The following is an 18,783-nucleotide window of genomic DNA, read 5'->3' on the forward strand; positions in this document are numbered from 1 at the left end:
TGAACACAAAACCTCACGGTCAAGTCCTGCGGGTCTTTGCGCAAGCCCCCGGCAGTGGGGTTGCGCAGCCGCTAGCATCCAGGGTCTGCCCGTCCCGCCCTGCAATGCGTGCTGCTCCGGGCCAACCCGCCCCGTTTTCATGACCGTACCCCAATCCCCTCTTGCGGCACCCGATGCCGAAACAGCCAGCGTCTACCGCCACTCCGGCTTCATGTCGTTTCTGATTGCCCGCGTGGTGGCTGTCGTTGCCACCCAGGTGCAGGCCGTGGTGGTGGCTTGGCAGGTGTATGACCTCACACGCGAACCGTTGGCACTGGCCTATGTGGGCCTGGCGCAGTTTCTGCCCATGCTGTGCCTGCTGCTGCCAGCGGGTGATCTGATCGACCGCTTTGATCGCAAACGGATCCTGGCATTGAGCTGGTCGGTGGGCGCCCTGTGCAGCGCACTGCTGTGGGGGCTGGCGGGCCACGGGGCCAGTGGTGTGGCTGGCATTTATGCCGTGCTGGTGCTGTACGGCTGTTCGCGCGCGTTCTCGGGCCCGGCGATGCAGAGCCTGCTGCCCCAGATCGTGCCGCGTGGCCAGCTGGCGCAGGCGATTGCTGCCAACAGCATGCTGATGCGGGTAGCCAGTATCGGGGGCCCCCTGCTGGGCGGTTTGCTCTACGCGCTGGGGGGTGGCGAGCTGACATATGCCCTATGCTGCGCCTGCTTTGTGCTGGGTGTGGCACTGCTGTTGCGCGTGGTGGTGGCGCATGCCACGGCCCCAGGCCCCGCGCAAGGCACCATGTGGCAGCGCTTTGGCGCGGGCATTGCGTTCATCCGCTCGCGGCCCATCATCCTGGGCACCATTTCGCTCGACCTGTTTGCCGTGTTGCTGGGCGGCGTGGTGGCCCTGCTGCCCATTTATGCCCAAGAGGTGCTGCATGTGGGCCCGGCGGGCCTGGGGGCGCTGCGCAGCGCCATGGCCGTGGGCGAGGTCAGTGCGGGGCTGTACCTGAGCATGCGGCCCTTCAACCGCAACGTGGGGCGCACCATGTTCATCGCTGTGGCGGTGTTTGGCATGGCCAATCTGGTGTTTGCGCTGTCCACACTGTTCTGGCTGTCGTTTGCGGCGCTGATGGTGGCGGGCGCGGCCGACATGGTGAGCGTGTACATCCGTGGCGCACTGGTGCAGTTCTCCACGCCCGACACCATGCGCGGGCGCGTGAACGCGGTCAACATGCTGTTCATCGGCTCATCCAACGAGCTGGGCGAATTCCGCGCGGGCACCAGCGCCGCGTGGCTGGGCGTGGTGCCAGCGGCCATTGTGGGCGGCCTGTGCACACTGGGTGTGGTGGGCGGCTGGGCGCTGGCCTTCAAGCCGTTGCGCGAAGTGGACCGGTTTGAAGAGGCGGCCAACGCGCATTGACGTTGACCGCACACGACGGCGCGCTCCGCAGCGTTTAAGACGCCGTTGCGTTGAAGGTGCCCGTCAGCAACTCGGGCAGGCGTTCGACACCCATCTTGAAGCCACAGGCCTGTGCATGGCCGCCACCGCCCATGCTTTCAGCCAGCGCAATGCAATCAAAATTGCGCTGCGCCCGCAGGCCCACTTTGACGCCCTTGGCGCCCGCGCTCCACATCAACGCGAAGGTGCCGGTCTTGGCCGACAGCAGATCACCCACCAGGCTGTGGAACATGCCGGGCGCGTTGACCATCAGGCCTTCAATGCCGTTGAACAGCAGGGGCTGTGCGCCTTCGGCGATGTCGGTGGCGAGCTTGCGGTATTTCTCGTCCATGGCGGCGCCACGGGCCATGAACAGCGTGAGCTGTTCGGGCGTGAAGGATGCAATCTCGCGCCAGCGCGCAAAGCTCTGTGCCTCCATGTCCAGCGCCGACAAGAAGCCTGCGCTCTCGGCAAACTCCCATTTCCAGATGTCGCGGTCTTCCACATACTGGAGCAGCGGGGGCACTGGCTCATGGGGGTGGAAGAACTCCCACGCCAGGCGCGCGCCTGATTTGTTCATGTCGAAATGCACCACGCCGCAGCGGCAGGCAAAGCCGGTGAGTTTTTCGGCGGCGCTTTTGTGGTGGTCCAGCATGACCAGCTTGGCGGCGTGTTCGTCGATGGCCCGCAGGATGTCCGCAGAGAACGAAAAATCTAGGATGTACACCGTGCGGCCCGCCACGGGGGGCAGGTCATCCACCGACTTGATATCACCGTGGTCGAGCCCCAGGTATTCAGCATCGTCGCCGTAGTAAAGCCATGCGGCCAGCGCAGCGCCAAAACCGTCAGGGCAATTGCGCCCGTGGTACAGCACCAGCGGGGAGGGATCGTTCTTATCGGGGGCAACCAGCAGTTGCAGGGGGAGAATGGTTTTCTTCATGGCCCCCGATTGTCGCGTGCCGCCCGACTGTGGGCGAACAAAACATGGCACCTGCTGCCAGCAAACTCCACGCTGGCCCGGTTCGCGCCCCGTCCGGGTCCTGTACGCGCCAGGGAACCAACGCTGCACCGCTGCCCTCCACCCTTCCTGTTTGCACCACAAGCCGCACCATGCTCAAAACAATCAAAGACCTGTTTGACAGCTTTATCCAGCCCACCCCCAGCCAAACGCTTGCACAACGCGAGCACGCCTTGCAATTGGCTACGGCCGTGCTGCTGGTCGAGGTGGTTCGGTCCGAATCCTCCATGGACGAAGCCGAGCGCACCACCATGGTCGCCGCCCTTCGCAGCAAGTTTGCGCTGACCGATGACGAACTGGAACGCCTGCTGGAACTGGCCGTGACCACCTCCCAAACGGCCTACGACTACCAGCGTTTCACCGGCAGCCTGAACGATCACTTCACGCAAGACCAGAAAATCCGCCTGGTAGAGGCCATGTGGCAGGTGGCCTATGCCGACGCGCACATCGACGCCAACGAGAACCACACCATCAGCAAAGTGGCGGGCCTGCTGCATGTGACACATGGCGAATACATCGCCGCCAAGCTCAGGGCTAAAGAAGCAAGCCAACACTGAGTCGCCTTCGACGCCGCCCCTAAAGGGAAGATGCCGCCCGTGCGGCGGGGGTGGCCATTGCACGGCGGCCGATGGCCTGGGCCGCGCGGGCTCTATGGATGGTGCGCCCGCGCCTCGCTTCTACACGGACAGCCAGCGCCACCAGAACGGCTTGCGCTCGTCCTTCGCGCCCCGTGCCTGCAGCAGCGTCACAAGCTCCGTGCGCCGGTGGCGGCGTGCAGCTTCCAGCGGGGTCATGTCGTCAAAGTCAGACCGCAACTGCGGGTCCGCACCCTGCTCCAGAAGGTAGCGCGCAATCTCGTCGTGCCCGTGGATGAGGCTGGCGACCAGCGGCGTGCACAAAATCTCGGGGGGCTGGTAGTTGGGGTTCACGCCCGCATCAATATGGTGGCGCACCAGTGCCAGGTCGCCGTCTACCGCAGCGCCGTACATTTCCTTCCAGTCGCCTCCCGACATAGGCCTGTTCCTTGAGTGCATTGCAACAAATGGCCGCCTCAGTGTAGGCAGGCCGGTGTGCTGCACAATGCGCGCCTTCCCTACCCCACCGAAGAACGAAGGGGCATGGCGCTGCCGGTGCGCCTGCGCCCCACCCTGCCATGCCCCATCCCTTGCACATCCTCTGGCGCGATGAGCACCTGGTCGCCGTCTACAAGCCTGCAGGCTGGCTGGTGCATCGCACCGGGCTGGATGCAGGCGAAACGCGGTTTGTGATGCAGACCCTGCGCGACCAGTTGGGCCAGCATGTGTACCCCGTGCACCGGCTGGACAAGGGCACCTGCGGCGTTCTGGTGATGGCGCTACACAGCGATGCAGCGCGCGCGCTGTCGCAGGCGTTTGAGCGCCACGCCACCCACAAGCGCTACCTGGCCCTCGTGCGCGGCTGGGCGCCCGAACAGATCGATGTAGACCACGCTTTGAGGCCTGATGACGCGCCCCCGGACGCGGCGGTGCAGGATGCCCACACCCGTTTTCAAAGGCTGGCGCAGGTCACATTGCCCGAGCCCAGCGATCCGCGTTTTGCGACCACGCGCGCCTCGCTGGTGGAGGCCACCCCCACCACCGGGCGGCGCCACCAGATTCGCCGCCACCTCAAGCACCTGGCGCACCCCATCCTTGGCGACGCCACACACGGCAAAGGCCCCCTCAACCGCTGGTGGGCCGAGCGGCTGGGGCAGCAAAGACTGTGGTTGCATGCGTGGCAACTGACCGTGCCGCACCCGGTATCGGGTGTTGAGATGACGTTTGACAGTGGGCTGCAATGGCCTGGACCCGCAGACTGGGGCTTTGGGTTGGGCACCGCAACAGATGCAGAGGCCAGCCCCGCCTCCGACTGGCAGCGCCTGTTTGCACAGCTGCCCTGGGAAGCTACGCCTACCTTGGCCCCGTAACGCGGGCGACACGGCGACGGCGTGCCCGTCGAAATAATGGGCGCTCCAACAACCAGGAGACTCCGTCCATGACCGCACCCGCCGCCAACCGCGTCCTCGCCCACACCGGTGCGCGCTACCCCATCATCCAGGCACCCATGGGCTGGATCGCGCGCACGCAACTGGCGTCAGCGGTGTCCCGTGCGGGCGGGCTGGGCGTCATCGAGACGTCCTCTGGCGAGACCGCCAACTGCCAAGCCGAGATCACCAAGATGAGCGCGCTGGGCCTGCCGTTTGGCGTGAACCTGCCCATCCGCTTTCTCAAAGACGACGCCATGCTGCGTTTTGTGTGCGCATCGGGTGTGAAGTTTGTGACCACCTCGGCCGGCAGCCCAGCCAAGTTCATTGCACCACTGAAAGACGCGGGCATCACCGTGTACCACGCAGTGCCAACGGTGGACGCCGCGCTGAAATGTGTGGATGCAGGCATCGACGGCCTGGTGGTGGAAGGCGGTGAAGGCGGCGGCTTCAAGAACCCCGAAGAGGTCTCCACCCTGGTGCTGCTGCAAGCGATACGCGCCCGAACGGATGTGCCGCTGGTGGCTGCTGGCGGCATCTGCGACGGGCGTGGCATGGCCGCAGCCTTTGCATTGGGCGCCGAGGCTGTGCAGATGGGTACGCGTTTTGTGAGCTGCGCCGAGAGCCCGGTGCACGCCAACTACAAAAATGCCATCGTTGATGCGGGTGTGACCGGCACCTGGATGCTCAACACCAAGGCCAGCCCCTGTATCCGCGCGCTCAAATCGCAGCGCACCCAGCAGATTCATGAAGCGGGGCTGATGCCAGCCGACAGCTTTGCGGGCATCCAGCGCGTGTACTTTGATGGCGATATGGAGGCCGCCCCCGCACTCGCGGGGCAGACGGTGGGGCTGATCGACTCAATCAAGACAGCGCAACAGATCATTGACGACACGGTGTCGGAATTTTTTGCCATCAGCCGGCGCATGGGCGCCATGGAGGCGGCACGATCCTTCGGCTGAAAAGAGCCAGTGCGCGATGCAAAGCTGACGAGGCAGCGGATCGCAAACAAAAGCGCCATTGAGCCATTGGGCCAATGCCACTACGCGCTTATCAGTCCAAAGAAGGCCGGTAACATGCGGTTACTTCCGCACTGAGACGAAAGTCCCATACCCATGTTTCTTCAAACCGATGGCCAAGCCCCGCTCAGCACTGTGCTGGTGGTGGACGACACTCGCGAAAACCTGACGGTGATCGGGCAGTTGCTGCGCCCGCAGTACCAGGTGCGGGTGGCCAACTCCGGCCAACGGGCGCTGCAAGTTGCCCAAACCGAGCCGATCCCCGACATCATCCTGCTCGATGTGATGATGCCGGAGATGGACGGCTACGCGGTGCTGGCGTCGCTGCGCGCGCATCCACAGACGCGCGACATTCCAGTGATCTTCGTGACCGCACTTGACGCAGTGGCCGATGAGGAAAGGGGTTTACAGGCGGGGGCGGTGGACTACGTGGCCAAGCCCATCAAACCAGCGGTGCTACTGGCCCGTGTGCGGACGCACCTGGAACTCAAGGCCGCACGCGACTGGCTGGCCGACCAGAACAGCTACCTCGACGCCGAAGTGCAGCGCCGGATGGCCGAAAACGAACTCATCAAGGACTTCAGCCTGCATGCCATGGCCACATTGGCCGAGAAGCGCGATAACGAAACAGGCAACCACCTGCACCGCACCCAGGCCTATATCGAGGCACTGATGGAGCATCTCAAGGACCACCCCCGATTCCACGCGCTGCTGGGAGCCCCCCACCAGCGCCATCAGATCGCCAAGGCAGCACCGCTGCATGACATTGGCAAGGTGGGTATTCCGGACGCCATCCTGCTCAAGCCGGGGCGACTCACCCCCGAAGAATTCGAGGTGATGAAGACCCATGCTCGCATTGGCGCCGACGCCATTGAGGAGGCCATTCGCAGCGTGCTCGACATGAGCCGCGGCAAGCAACAGTTGCCGTCCCCCGATCTGATGAAGCCGGCGCTGCAGTTCCTCGAAACAGCCCGCCAAATTGCAGCGGGTCACCACGAAAAATGGGATGGCTCCGGCTACCCCAGTGGCCTGCAGGGTGACGCTATCCCAATGTCGGCCCGGTTGATGGCCATTGCCGATGTCTTTGACGCGCTGATCTCGCGACGGCACTACAAGCTGGCCTTTACCCTGGATGACGCCGTGGACATCATCCGCAAGGGTCGCGGCCAGCACTTTGACCCAGACATTTGCGACGCCTTTTTGATTCTGGTGCCACAATTCGCAGCGATTGCCGAGCGTTTCTCAGACCACCCCAGCGTTGCGCATTAGGACTAAGCCTTGACCCCCCACACAGCAAACCGAGCACACCGCCGCAGCGGGGCCTGGGTTTTGCCTGCGTGTCTGACCATGGTGCTATGGGGAGACGCTGCAGCGGCGCAGGCCCCTGCAGTCTTTGAGGAGAAACTGGTCGATGCCGCTTTACTCACCCAAGTGCAGGGCGGTGGTTTTGTGCTGTACCTGCGCCACGGTGCTACCGACAGCAGCAGGGCCGACCGAGCCCCCAGCGTGGATTTGCACGACTGCACCACCCAGCGCGTGCTCAGCGATGCCGGACGCAAACAAGCCAGCGCGCTGGGCCAGATCCTGCAGCGCGCGCGCATCCCGGTGGGCGAGGTAATTCACAGCCCGCTGTGCCGGGCCAGGGAGAGCGCACAACTCACCTTTGCCAACCAGCCCCAACTGCTGCGTTCCGAGCCACTGCTGGCTTATACAGCCAACCTCACCACGGATGAAAAAAACCGGTGATTGCAGCCACACGGACACTGGTGTCCGCGCCGGTGGCAGCGGGCACCAACCGAGTCATCGTGGCGCACGCGCCCAACATGGCAGACCTGATGGGCTACTTCGTCAAGCCGGAGGGCACCATGGTCGTTCTCAAACCCTTGGGGCAGTCTCAGTTCAAGTACTTGGGGAGCATTCCCCCCACCCACTGGAACACCCTGCTCGCCCCTGCAGAAAAACGCTGACGCTCCTGCGGCCTTGCGCCTCCCACCATGCTCCAATTGCTCACGCGACAACGTTTTTTTCTGAGTTTTTTTTTCCCGGTTGCAGTGGCGTTGATTCTGGGAGCAGGGTTTGGCTACGCCGTGCAACACCACACCAATACGGTGCAACGGCATGCCTTTCAAAGCCAGGAAGAAGATATCCGGGTCGCCATGCAGGCCGAAAACATCACCCGCAAGCTGCTAGAGGTCAAATTGCGCCTCGCAAAGGCACTGGCAGCCAGCAAGGCCCAGCAAATTGATGAAGGCCAGGCGTACCAGTTGCACACCCTGATCGTGGACGAAACTGCAGCGCTTGAGAAAAGCCTGACGGATCTGACCTCATCCCAAGACTTCCGGCATATCAGATCGGCTTATCCAGATGCCCTGAGCGCGTTCAAGGAGTTCCGCCAGTTTGCACTGATGAGCACCGACCAGATGTCCATCGACCAGTCGCTGGCGGGTGAACACCTGATCAGCGCCACCACTTACTACGGCACCTTTGCACTGCGCATGGGCGATATCGCCAAGGCCTTCATGTTCCACGCCGGCGAGAACGCCGCGCAGACGCGCAGCGAGTTGCAGGACTTCAGTGCCCGGATGACGCTTTACAGCGCCCTGGCTGTGACTGCCTTTCTGGCGGTGTGGTTCGGACTTTCGCTCTCCACATCCCGGCAACTGGACCGGCTCAACAGTATTCTGCAAAAACTCTCGCGGGGAGAAAACGGACTCGGTAACTACCGTACCTTTTCCCAGATCAAGGCAATGGCAGAGCGCAAGGGCACCCTTATTGGCGACATGGCCGACGCAGTGCTGGCTTTTCAGAAGACCCAGGACGAGCGGCGCATGGCATTGGCCGATCTGCATGACCGGGAAGAACTGCACGCCAGCATAATCAGCCAGGCCCCCATTGGCATCGTGGTGGTCGACTCGCAGACCCTGCAGTTCATCAGTTTCAATGACGCCACCTTTGAGTCACTGGGCTACACCCGCGAGGAGTTCTCCGCACTGAGCCTGTACAACCTTCAAGCGCAACTGAATCCCGAACAGGTGGACGCCAAGGTGCGCAATATCGTTGCACTGGGGGGGCTGGATTTTGAAACCCAGCGCTTGGACAAACACGGCAACACAAGGGACTTCTGGGTGTCGATGCGCCCCCTGCATCTGCAAGACCGCGACTGCATGACTGGCATCTGGATGGATATCACCACCCGCAAGCAGGCCGAGCGCGAGCTGACGCGCTACCGCGACGAGCTGGAACAACTGGTCGGCGAACGCACCCTTGATCTGGAGAAAACCAGCCAGGCCCTGGCCCAGCAAACCCTGGAGCTGCAACATACCAACGCCCAGTTGCGCAGCGCCAAAGCCATGGCCGATGACGCCAACCTAGCCAAAAGCGCGTTCCTGGCCAATATGAGCCACGAAATTCGCACGCCCATGAACGCCATCATCGGGCTCACTCACCTGATCCGGCGCGACGCGACCAACCATCACCAGCGCCAACAGTTGGACAAGGTGTCTGGCGCTGCCATGCACTTGCTGTCCGTGATCAACGACATCCTGGATTTCTCGAAGATCGAAGCGGGCAAGATGACGCTGGACCCTACCGACTTCGAGCTGGAGAAGGTCATCACCAACGTGTTCACCATCACGGGTGACAAGGCCGAATCCAAGGGGCTGGAGGTGACGGCAGAACTGGGCAACGTGCCGCCCACGCTCCATGGGGACGGCGTGCGGTTAGGGCAGATCCTCACCAACTTCATGGGCAATGCCGTCAAATTCACAGAAAACGGCAGCGTTTCGCTGCGCGCCTTTGTGACCCACAGCGAAGACAACCAGGTGACCGTGCGTTTTGAGGTGCGTGACACCGGCATCGGGCTGAGCCCTGAACAGCAGAACAAGCTCTTTGTTGCGTTTCAGCAAGCTGATGTATCCACCACCCGCACCCATGGAGGAACGGGCTTGGGGCTCGCCATTTCACGCCGCCTGGCCGACCTGATGGGCGGGCAGGTAGGCATACGCAGTGAGCCGGGCAAGGGCAGCACCTTCTGGTTTGAGGCTCCTTTTGGCGTCGGAGCCAATGCGGTGCCCGCCCCCCTGAACAAGCCCTGCCCCCCAAAACCCGCGTGCTGGTGATCGATGACATGGAGGAAGCACGCGAACTGCTGGCCGACATGCTCACCCACCTGGGCGCCCGTGCCGATGCTGTCTCGTCCGGCGCCCTGGCGCTGAAGGCCGTGGCGCAAGCTGATGAAATCGGTGACCCCTACGAGCTGTTGCTGACCGATTGGTTAATGCCCGGTCTGAATGGCACCCAGACCTGGCAACAGATCTGTGGGCTGCCGTTGAAGCACCGGCCTGCATGCATTCTGGTCAGCGGCAGTCTCAGTTGTCCCGCCGACGAATTAGACGCAGGCCCCTTCGCCGCCTTTTTGCCCAAACCGGTGCTTCCCAAAGCGCTGCAGGAAGTCCTTGCACGTGTCTGGGGCCAATCCCAGGCACGCGATACCGTGCAGAATGCCTCCCCAGCGCCTGCGAGGTTCGCCCCCGGTATGCGATTGCTGCTGGCCGAAGACAACGCGCTCAACCAAGAGGTGGCAGGAGAACTCCTGCGCCAACTGGGCTTTGCGGTGGAGATGGCAGGAGACGGTCTCATCGCCATAGAACAGGCCCGCAGACAACGCTACGACCTGATCCTTATGGACGTTCAAATGCCCCACATGGACGGACTGGAGGCCACACGCCAGATCCGCGCCTTGCCCGGCTACGAACACACCCCCATCGTAGCCATGACGGCCAACGCCTTCGCCGAAGACCGCGCTGCCGCCCTGGGTGCGGGCATGAATGACCACCTGCCCAAGCCCGTAGACCCCGAACAGCTCAGACGGGTACTGGCGCAGCAGCTTCCACATGCCGTGCAGACAGCAGACCCGCCCACCCCTTCTGCGCGGCCAGCCACAACAATGGACAACGAAGCCGAACTGCGCTCTAAGCTGGAGGCGATCGATGGGATGGACCTCACACAGGGGCTGCGTTCGCTGGGCAACAACTTCGCCGCACTGGTGCGACTTCTGCACCGCATCACCGTGCAGCACACCCAGGACGCGCAGCAGGCCCTGCACGCCCTGCGGACAGGCGATCTGGAGGAAGCCCAGCGCATTCTGCACACCCTCAAGGGGTTGGCGGGCACTGCTGGCCTGCCAGGCCTGCAGGTGGCTGCCCAGCGTGCCGAGGCTGTGGTGGAGGCGTCGCGTTCCCGACCGGGCACCGACACGTCCAGCCCGTTGATGGAAGTTAGTGAGCTACTTGCGCGGCTGGCGTGTTCGTTCGACTTCCTGCCAAACGATACGCACCCATCAACAACTGCACTGGATCAACGTGGACTGCAGGCCGCCCTGCTGCGGCTGCGTCCCCTTTTGGCCAGTGACGATATCGATGCCAGTGCCGCCTATGCAGATCTGCATATGGCGATGCTGAAGCACTATCCACAACAGGCCCAGGCGCTGGCCCAGACCATCGACGACTTCGACTTTGTGCAGGCGCTGCACCTGCTCGACACCATCATGGCCTCAGCCAGCAGCCCCCTGGACGCACTGCCTGCTTCAGACACGCCCTGAGAATCAGCCCTCTGATCTCTCTGCGCAGGCTGAAAACCCCGGCGAGATCGCAAAAAGCCGTCATACCCAACGGCCTTCAACGAAACTGTGGCACCCACGCTGTGCTCGCGGGGGTACCTTGCATTAGCAAAGCACGCGGCTTCGCTGCATGGGCACACCCAACCCGAGCGGTATCGGACGATCGAAAGCGAGCCCGCTGGTGAGGACTATGGCCCCTGCCTCACACCACCTACGCTGCACTTTTTTGAATTCAGCGCGCGCAAGACAAGGTTGTGCATCGAGAATGGCCCATCCCTTCAGGCACCATCCACCGGACTCCCTTCGCGGATGTCTATGCCCCGCAACGCCTGGCCATAACCCCCATGACACAGACCCAGCCACAAACCGGCAGCGCACCAGCAGCCTTCCCCAACCCATCACACGGCAACCTGCGCGGCATCCTTGCCATGGTTGCCGCTGTGGGATGTTTCTCCATGATGGACGCGCTGCTCAAGACCCTGTCGGCCAACTACCCGGCCATGCAGGTGGCCGCATTGCGCGGCTGGGGAGCCTTGCCACTGGTGGCCCTGTATGTACTGTGGCGCAAGGAGGGGGGTGGACTGCTGCGGGTGCGGTGGCCACTGCACCTGCTGCGCGGAGGGCTCAACGTGACCATGCTGGCACTGTTCACCTACGCACTCAAGGAACTGGGTCTGGCCGAAGCCTACACCTTGTTCTTCATCGCCCCGCTGCTCATCACCGCGCTGTCCACGGTGGTGTTGCGCGAAAAAGTGCGTGCCGCCCACTGGGTGGCCATTGCGCTCGGCATGGTGGGCGTGCTGGTGGCCCTGCGGCCCAACCAGGAGGCTTTTTTTACCCTGGGCGCGCTGGCCGTGCTGGCGGCTGCCATCTGTTATGCGGTGTCAGCCATCACGGGCCGCATGCTCACGCGCACCGACTCCAGCGCCAGCCTGGTGTTCTGGACGACCACACTGCTGGCACTGGGTGCAGGCACGCTGGCCTGGCCGCAATGGGTGGGCGTGGCGCAGGCGCACTGGCCTTTGGTGGCGGGGCTCGCCGTCACGGGTTTTGCGGGCCAGCTGGCGATCACCGAGGCATTTCGCCACGGACAGGCGTCGGTAGTAGCCCCGTTTGAATACACGGCCCTGGCCTGGGGCATGGGTCTCGATTGGGTGTTGTGGCAAGCTGTTCCGGGCTATTCCACGTTGCTCGGAGGCGCCATCATCATCGCCAGCGGCCTGTATCTGGTGCGCCAGGAACGCACGCAGGCCGTGGTCCCGCCCTGATGCGCGCTTGCCCCTCTCAGCACGCCGGGCTAGGCCGGCAAGCTATCAATTAAGTAGCGCTTCAAGGCCTTTTCTCAAGCGACAGCGATCCGTTTCACCTCACAGCACAAGCACCCGCACCCACGCCCCATGCAAGCCGACGACATCCTTTATTTCTGGTTCGAAGAACTCTCACCCGCACAGCACTTTGCCCAAGACGATGCCCTTGACGCGATGATCCGGGCCCGCTTTGGCGCCACGTGCCAGGCTGCACAGCAGTGCGAGCTGTGGGCCTGGCGTACCACAGCCCAGGGGCGCCTGGCAGAAATTTTGGTGCTGGACCAGTTCACGCGCAACATCCACCGTGGCACTGCGGCGGCATTTGCCCAGGATGCCCAGGCGCTGGCACTGGCCCAGGAGCTGGTGGCGGGGCACCACGATGCGGCACTGGCGCCCACACAGCGCGCATTTGCCTACATGCCTTACATGCACAGCGAATCGCTGGTGGTCCACAACCAGGCCATGGTGCTGTTTGACCAGCCTGGGCTTGAAAACAACCTGCAGTTTGAAGTGCGGCACCGCGACATCATTGCGCGCTTTGGGCGCTACCCGCACCGCAATGCTGCACTGGGGCGCACCTCCACAGCACAAGAGGTGGCTTTCCTTGCACAACCCGGTTCGTCGTTCTGACGCACGGGCCACGCAGCCAACACAGCCGTCGGCTTACAGTGGTCGCGTGAGGTACACCGCCTCACGCCCCACGATGGGCTCGCGGGTCGGCATGAGGATGGTGCAGTCGTCACACAGTGCTCGGATCTCATGCGGGCCATCGGTGGCAATCAGATCGCCCTTGGCAAACACTTCAAAACCTTGCACAGGCCGTATGAAGCGGAAATCTGCCGTGCGCACCATGCAGGTTTCCAGCAGCTCGTAGCGCCGCTGCGCACCTGGCGCAGGCCGGTCGGCGGCAGGGGCCACCAGACCAAAATGCGCCAGAAAGTCCAACGCCACCGCCGTGGCCATATCGGCGGCCGACTGGCGGAAATGCTGGCCACACTCCACCACCAGCGCCACGCCCTTGCCATCGGCCTGCCCGTGGCGGCCATGCTGGATGAGCGGCGTGCCCGAACCCAACCCGCTGGGCATCACCAGGTGCACGGGTGGACGGCCGATGGCCAGCGCCACATCCGCATTGCGTTGGTAGGCCGGGTACACCCAGAAAGGCTGCACATCCTGGCTGGTGGAGTGGATGTCCAGGATGTGATCGGCAGCCGCTACCACCGGGCGCAGAACGCGGGCGCGTTGCAGCTCGGGGCTGTCGGCGGTTCCATCCAGCTCGCCCGCTGACCAGATGCGGTTGAGGTTATGCACCAGCTGGCGGCTTTCAAACGGGCGGCTCTGGTCAAACGACGCGTAGGCGGCCACGTTGGCAAAGCTGACGGTCAGTGTGCCGACCAGGGGGCGCACGCCGGTGTCGAGCAGGTGCGTGGCAGCCACCATGCCGCAAATCTCGTTGCCATGCGTGAGTGCATTGATCAGCACATGGGGGCCTGGTTTGCCCGACTCGAAACGATGCACGTAGTCGATGCCGACATTGCCCTGGCGGTAGGCCGAGAGATCGCGGGGAAGGACTTCGAAAACGGGAGGATTCTGTGTCATGGCGGTTGATTGATAAGACAACACATCATTGTCTGCGCAAAGCCCGAAAATTGCTGACTGCGGTGTACGATGCCCGCCGGTTTCGCTCCAACGCCACGCTGTCCCATGCCCACCGCCCGACTTTGCCCGCTGGCCGATGTAGCCCACCTGATCCCCCGGACGGCTGGATCGCAGCACGACTGACCCAGGACCCCGGGGCGCTGGCCGATGAAACCGCGCTCTGGATCACCGGCGACATGCGGTGGCCCGAGCTTCACCTCGATGACCCTCTGGCCAGCGGTAGCCCACTGCACACCTGGCTGCAAGGCCTGCCCGGCGACAGGGGGAGCACTCCCACGCCCCGCTCGCCCTTTCTGATCCTCATTGACGGGCATTTGCAGCTGGACGGTGCGCTCACCTGCCACAGCACCCAGGGCACCACCCACCTGATCGTGAGAGGGAATGCGCACCTGCACAACGCCGTGATCGGCGGGCAGTGGGTCTGCGTGCTGGGTGCGCTGCGCGTGGACGAGCTGTTGTGGGGCCACGACAACCATGGCGAGTTGCGCGTGCACGGCGGGTTGCAAGCCCGTGTGGCGCTGTTCACTGATGGGTACCAGGTTCACATCGAAGGCCCCGAGCAGGTAGAGTTTTTGATGGACGAGGTGCGGGCGGTAGCCCACCGGGCCGAGTTCTCCAACGAAATTCTGGGCGCCGTCTTTGCACCTGAGTTCCACGACGGAATGGATGCCGGGGAGGACAGTCTGGCGGCCATGCTGGACCGCCACCAGGTGGTCACCACCGTGCGGGCAGGTCACAGCGCCGTGCACAGCAGTGCAGACATTCGCGCCGCCCAGCCACTGGCCCCCGACCTGTGCGCAGACGGCACCATCCGCATCGAGAACATCTTGGCCGTGGTGCGCACGCCGGTGATAGCGCACAAGGAGCACAAGGCCTACGGCTGGTTCGGACAGACCGACTTCTCACTGTGCCAGCGGCATGTGGACAACGAAGGCGACCAGCGCGACGACAACGTCTTCATCACCGTCTGGAAAACCTGGGACTTCTACCTGTCGGTCGAGCAGGTGCCCGCCGCTCGGAACCTGCTGGAGCGGCTTGCCGCCGCCATGCTGCGCCGCACCGTGCCCACCACCCCGCAGCTCACGTTGCTGTACCGCCGCTACAGCCAGGGCGAACCCGGCGACTGGCAGGTCCTGAAGCCCAACACCGACACCCCCCTTGATGCCTGGAACGCCTGCCGACACGCATGGCGCGGCGTGCTGGACTACGTGCGCAAGGCTGTGGGCCAGCACCGTGCCCGCTACCCGCTCTACCAGCGCCTGCAGGCCGCCCTGACGGCCGAAAACGTCGAATCCTTCACCAGCCTGCCTGTGTTCACCGAGCAATACAACGACTGGTGGGACAGCGACCGCAATGGCTACTGGGAGGGCGAGGTCTGGGTGGGCGCACGCCAGCCCTGCATGCACGAGGGCGAGCCCTGGGGACGCGCGCTCAAGTTCAGCTGGCAGAACGGCGCCGAGGCACCCGGCGACGACGAAGACAACGCCCACAGCGCCTACCAGATCAACGTGGACGAGGCCCGTGAAGGGCCTGCAGCGCTGGATTTCACCTACACCCAGCGCCAGAGTGACAGCCGCACGCCCCTGCCCCGCTGCGCAGCCGACCACATCGCGCGCCTGCTGCGTTTTTATGGCCTGATCGACGCCCGCATTCGGACCCAGGCCCAACAGGAAGCGGATCGCGCGATCGAAGCCCGGCGCATCGAAGCCACCGTGCACTTGCTCGCCACACCCCCGCTGGCCGCCGATGCGCCCGACGCCACCGTCTTCCCGGTGGAACTGATGCTTCTGTCGGAACAATGGCAAACCGATGGGCACGCTTACGTGGCGGCCGTCCGCGCGCAACAGTGGGCCAGGGGTGACGCCAACGCATCAGCAACCAAGGCAGCGCAAGACGCAGGGGACGAAGCCACGACCGACACACGCCCTGATGACCCGCGCAAGGCCGTCGCACCCACCGTGCTGCAACTGGCGCGCGTGGTCAGCGCATGGGCCGACGAAGACCTGTCCGAACGATTTCGCCAGCGTTTCGCGTTCGCGCCCGACGCTTACGCAGCGCATGCGGCCAGGGCCGGGGATTTCATCGGGCCCGTCTTCGCGCTCGACGATGGCCGCGTGATCGCCCGCATTGGCGCTGCAGGCCACGATGCTGCCCGTTGGGTCGCGCTGCAGGGTGCGCGGCAGACGCTGCTGCCCACACTGCAAGGCCTGGGCCGCTCGCCCAACCGGCACTGTTTTGCGCAAAGCGACGGCCAGTACATCACCACACACCAGGGTTTTGGTGGCCCCCTGATTGCGCGCTTTGCAATGCCCCAGGGCCACGAGGCCGTGCCAGCCAATGTGCGCGCAGTGGCAGGCCCGCTGGGCCAACGGTGTGACACCCTCATTCCCTTCAACGACGGCCAACGTGTGCTGCTGGCCAACCCCACGGGGGTGTACCTGTTGCGCGCTGGCGGTGGTGCGGATGTGCAACGCATCCACCCCCAGACCTTCGACGAAGACGGCCCCTACACCTGGCCCAAGAACCAGCTGGAGACCGCTGGCGGCACAGTGCTGGCACTCGGAATGCTCCATGTGGCCCTGTCCCCCGACGAGCGCCATATGGCCGTGGGCGACCAGGACAGCACACACCTTCTGCTCAATGCCGAAGGCCTGCTACTGCGCCACTACGAGCCGCTGTCGTCCTACCCACACCACGCCGCCTTCTCACACAATGGCGCTCAGCTGTTTGCCAATGCCTGTCATTTCTACGGAGGCCGCACACTGGCGGTGCCCCTGGCCCCCAGCGACGACGGTGCAGAGGAACCTTCTGCCCTCAACACCCCATGGCGTATACATGCCTCGGCCACGCAGCCGGGCCAGTGGATCGTGGGCGATGCCAACGGGTATCTGCATGCCTTGGACGACACCGGGCATCCCCTGTGGCACCACCATATCGGCAGCACCGTGAGCGCCATCGACATCACCCCGGATGGCCACACGGTGTGGGCGGCCAGCTGCGGCGGCTACCTCGTACAGCTGAGGCTGGAGGAGACCGGCATGGACCCCTACTCCATCGGCACCTCGCCGTATGTCGAGGCGCAGCGGTGGATCTTCTGGAGCGACGAGGCCATGCCCCTGCACTGGTAGGACTGGTAGGGCTGGCGTGGCCTTTTGGGCCCCCGTTCTGCACCAACGGGGGGATGCCACGCACTGCGGCGGCGGTGCAGGCATGACCTGTGCATGCCCCCCGTAAAACCGCCCTCCCCACCCATGACCACACGACCGGACACGACCATGCCCACCACGCCCAACGCACCGGGTCTGAGCACCCCGGTGCTGCTGCTCATGGCCGTGGCCTGCGGGCTGTGCGCGGGCAGCAACTATTTCAATCAACCCCTGCTGCATTCGATCGCCACCCAGCTGCAGGTGCGCGATGCTTCGGCGGCGCTCATCGTCACGTTGGCGCAGGTGGCCTATGCAGCCGGGTTGCTGCTCCTGGTGCCACTGGGCGACATGCTGGAACGGCGCGCACTCGTCACCACGCTGATGCTGCTCGCCGCACTGGGGCTGTTTGTCAGTGGGTTTTCGGGCAGCTACGGCATGCTGGCGCTGGGCACGCTGCTCACGGGCATGTTTTCGGTGGCAGCGCAGGTGCTGGTGCCCTTGGCGGCCACACTGGCGGCGCCCGGCCGCAGCGGACGGGCGGTGGGGCTGGTGATGAGCGGCCTGCTCACCGGCATCCTTGCGGCACGCAGCGTGGCGGGCCTGCTGTCGGAAGTGGGTGGATGGACGCTGGTGTACCGCGCCGCGGGCGTGGCCATGGTCGCTGTGGCACTGGCCCTGTGGTGGGTGATGCCACGCTCGCGCAACACGCCCCAGGCACATGCCCCGGCGCAAGGGTATGGCCAGGTCCTGCGGTCCATGGGCACCCTGGCCATGCGCCATCCACGGCTGCGCAGCCGGGCCTTGCTGGGTGGGCTGTCATTCGCATCGGTCAGCGTGTTGTTCTCGACCATGGCCCTGCTGCTGGCGGGACCCGTGCACCGCTTGGGCGATGCGGGCATCGGGCTGGTGGGGCTGGCAGGTGTGGCCGGTGCGCTCATGGCCAATGTGGCGGGCCGCATGGCCGACCGTGGACAGGCGCAGGTGGCCACCACGGCGTCGGTGGCCTTGTTGCTGCTGAGCTGGGGCGCGCTGTGGCTGGGCGCCAGCGGCCTGGTGTGGTTTGTGGTGGGCATGCTGATGGCAGACCTCGCGCTACAGGGGGTGCACATCAGTAACCAGAACGTGATCTACCGGCTGGACACCACGGCACGGGCGCGGATCAACGCGGTGTACATGACCAGCTACTTCACCGGTGCGGCCACGGGCTCGGCGCTCGGGTCGGTGGCCTGGCTGTGGGGCGGCTGGGGCGCCGCTTGCACGCTGGGCGGGAGTATTGCTGTGCTCAACGCGCTGGCACTCGCCCATGACCAACGGCTGGCCATACAGTCCCGCAACGCGGCACCGGCATAGCACCACACCGGCAAAAAAAGGCCGGTTTGTGACGTACCATGCCGGCACGGTCCCATCCCGAGACCTTTCAAGGAGGCCCCATGGCCAAAGGCGAACAACGCAGCAACAAGATGGCGAAGAAACCCAAAAAGGACACTTCGCTGCCCAAAGAACACAGCGGATCTGACCGGCCCATGCCGCCAATGACCGCAGTCCTCCCCAAGGGCAAAGAGAAGAACAAGTAGCCTGCCGCCTGCGGT

At 64.2% G+C, this 18,783-nt stretch carries 17 protein-coding genes; 14 read left to right on the forward strand and 3 right to left on the reverse strand.

Annotation, left to right across the window (positions count from 1 at the left end):
• The first annotated feature begins 139 nt into the window (after positions 1–139).
• A complete protein-coding gene (locus CLU85_RS15945; protein ID WP_100411116.1) occupies positions 140–1,408 on the forward strand; it encodes an MFS transporter in 1,269 nt (422 codons plus the stop codon).
• 34 nt (positions 1,409–1,442) lie between these two features.
• Here CLU85_RS15945 and CLU85_RS15950 read toward each other — a convergent pair whose 3' ends face one another.
• Positions 1,443–2,366, reverse strand: coding sequence for a DHH family phosphoesterase (locus CLU85_RS15950; RefSeq protein ID WP_100411117.1), 924 nt, complete (start codon positions 2,364–2,366; stop codon positions 1,443–1,445).
• A 170-nt stretch (positions 2,367–2,536) separates the two neighbouring features.
• Between CLU85_RS15950 and CLU85_RS15955 the strand changes: the two genes are divergently transcribed.
• Positions 2,537–3,001: a TerB family tellurite resistance protein gene (locus CLU85_RS15955; RefSeq protein WP_100411118.1), complete on the forward strand. Its 465-nt coding sequence runs from the start codon at positions 2,537–2,539 to the stop codon at positions 2,999–3,001.
• A 120-nt stretch (positions 3,002–3,121) separates the two neighbouring features.
• Here the strand turns inward: CLU85_RS15955 and CLU85_RS15960 are convergent, their stop codons facing one another.
• Positions 3,122–3,457, reverse strand: a complete 336-nt coding sequence (locus tag CLU85_RS15960) for an ankyrin repeat domain-containing protein (RefSeq protein ID WP_100411119.1) — start codon at positions 3,455–3,457, stop codon at positions 3,122–3,124.
• Positions 3,458–3,597: 140 nt separating this feature from the next.
• Here CLU85_RS15960 and CLU85_RS15965 point away from each other — a divergent pair, with 140 nt between their 5' ends.
• From CLU85_RS15965 to CLU85_RS16000, 9 genes are all read left to right on the forward strand, one after another.
• Positions 3,598–4,389, forward strand: coding sequence for a pseudouridine synthase (locus CLU85_RS15965; RefSeq protein WP_100411120.1), 792 nt, complete (start codon positions 3,598–3,600; stop codon positions 4,387–4,389).
• A gap of 68 nt (positions 4,390–4,457) precedes the next feature.
• Positions 4,458–5,408, forward strand: coding sequence for a nitronate monooxygenase family protein (locus CLU85_RS15970; RefSeq protein WP_100411121.1), 951 nt, complete (start codon positions 4,458–4,460; stop codon positions 5,406–5,408).
• A 153-nt stretch (positions 5,409–5,561) separates the two neighbouring features.
• The gene (locus tag CLU85_RS15975) at positions 5,562–6,734 is read left to right on the forward strand and encodes a two-component system response regulator (RefSeq protein WP_100411122.1); all 1,173 of its coding nucleotides are present in this window, start codon (positions 5,562–5,564) and stop codon (positions 6,732–6,734) included.
• Between the two features lie 78 nt (positions 6,735–6,812).
• Positions 6,813–7,211, forward strand: coding sequence for a histidine phosphatase family protein (locus tag CLU85_RS23155; RefSeq protein ID WP_198509207.1), 399 nt, complete (start codon positions 6,813–6,815; stop codon positions 7,209–7,211).
• Positions 7,208–7,432 carry a hypothetical protein gene (locus tag CLU85_RS23160; protein WP_198509208.1) on the forward strand — a complete coding sequence of 75 codons (225 nt, stop codon included), beginning with the start codon at positions 7,208–7,210 and terminating at the stop codon, positions 7,430–7,432. The genes CLU85_RS23155 and CLU85_RS23160 overlap by 4 nt, the downstream gene beginning before the upstream one ends.
• A gap of 84 nt (positions 7,433–7,516) precedes the next feature.
• Positions 7,517–9,583, forward strand: coding sequence for an ATP-binding protein (locus CLU85_RS15985; protein ID WP_232727842.1), 2,067 nt, complete (start codon positions 7,517–7,519; stop codon positions 9,581–9,583).
• Positions 9,574–11,064, forward strand: a complete 1,491-nt coding sequence (locus CLU85_RS15990; protein ID WP_100411124.1) for a response regulator — start codon at positions 9,574–9,576, stop codon at positions 11,062–11,064. The genes CLU85_RS15985 and CLU85_RS15990 overlap by 10 nt, the downstream gene beginning before the upstream one ends.
• A 362-nt stretch (positions 11,065–11,426) precedes the next feature.
• On the forward strand, positions 11,427–12,350 hold the full coding sequence (locus tag CLU85_RS15995) for a DMT family transporter (RefSeq protein WP_100411125.1): 924 nt from the start codon (positions 11,427–11,429) through the stop codon (positions 12,348–12,350).
• Positions 12,351–12,479: 129 nt separating this feature from the next.
• Positions 12,480–13,019 (forward strand): DUF924 family protein, encoded by a 540-nt coding sequence (locus tag CLU85_RS16000; protein ID WP_100411126.1) that lies wholly within the window; start codon positions 12,480–12,482, stop codon positions 13,017–13,019.
• A 33-nt stretch (positions 13,020–13,052) separates the two neighbouring features.
• Here CLU85_RS16000 and CLU85_RS16005 read toward each other — a convergent pair whose 3' ends face one another.
• Positions 13,053–13,988 (reverse strand): succinylglutamate desuccinylase/aspartoacylase family protein, encoded by a 936-nt coding sequence (locus CLU85_RS16005; protein WP_100411127.1) that lies wholly within the window; start codon positions 13,986–13,988, stop codon positions 13,053–13,055.
• A gap of 62 nt (positions 13,989–14,050) precedes the next feature.
• Here CLU85_RS16005 and CLU85_RS16010 point away from each other — a divergent pair, with 62 nt between their 5' ends.
• From CLU85_RS16010 to CLU85_RS23165, 3 genes are all read left to right on the forward strand, one after another.
• Positions 14,051–17,176 (forward strand): WD40 repeat domain-containing protein, encoded by a 3,126-nt coding sequence (locus tag CLU85_RS16010; RefSeq protein WP_232727843.1) that lies wholly within the window; start codon positions 14,051–14,053, stop codon positions 17,174–17,176.
• Positions 17,177–17,299: 123 nt separating this feature from the next.
• Positions 17,300–18,544 carry an MFS transporter gene (locus CLU85_RS16015; RefSeq protein ID WP_100411128.1) on the forward strand — a complete coding sequence of 415 codons (1,245 nt, stop codon included), beginning with the start codon at positions 17,300–17,302 and terminating at the stop codon, positions 18,542–18,544.
• Between the two features lie 80 nt (positions 18,545–18,624).
• Positions 18,625–18,768 carry a hypothetical protein gene (locus tag CLU85_RS23165; protein WP_198509209.1) on the forward strand — a complete coding sequence of 48 codons (144 nt, stop codon included), beginning with the start codon at positions 18,625–18,627 and terminating at the stop codon, positions 18,766–18,768.
• Positions 18,769–18,783: the final 15 nt, after the last annotated feature.

Source organism: Acidovorax sp. 69 (genome assembly GCF_002797445.1).
Classification (GTDB): Bacteria; Pseudomonadota; Gammaproteobacteria; order Burkholderiales; family Burkholderiaceae_C; genus Acidovorax.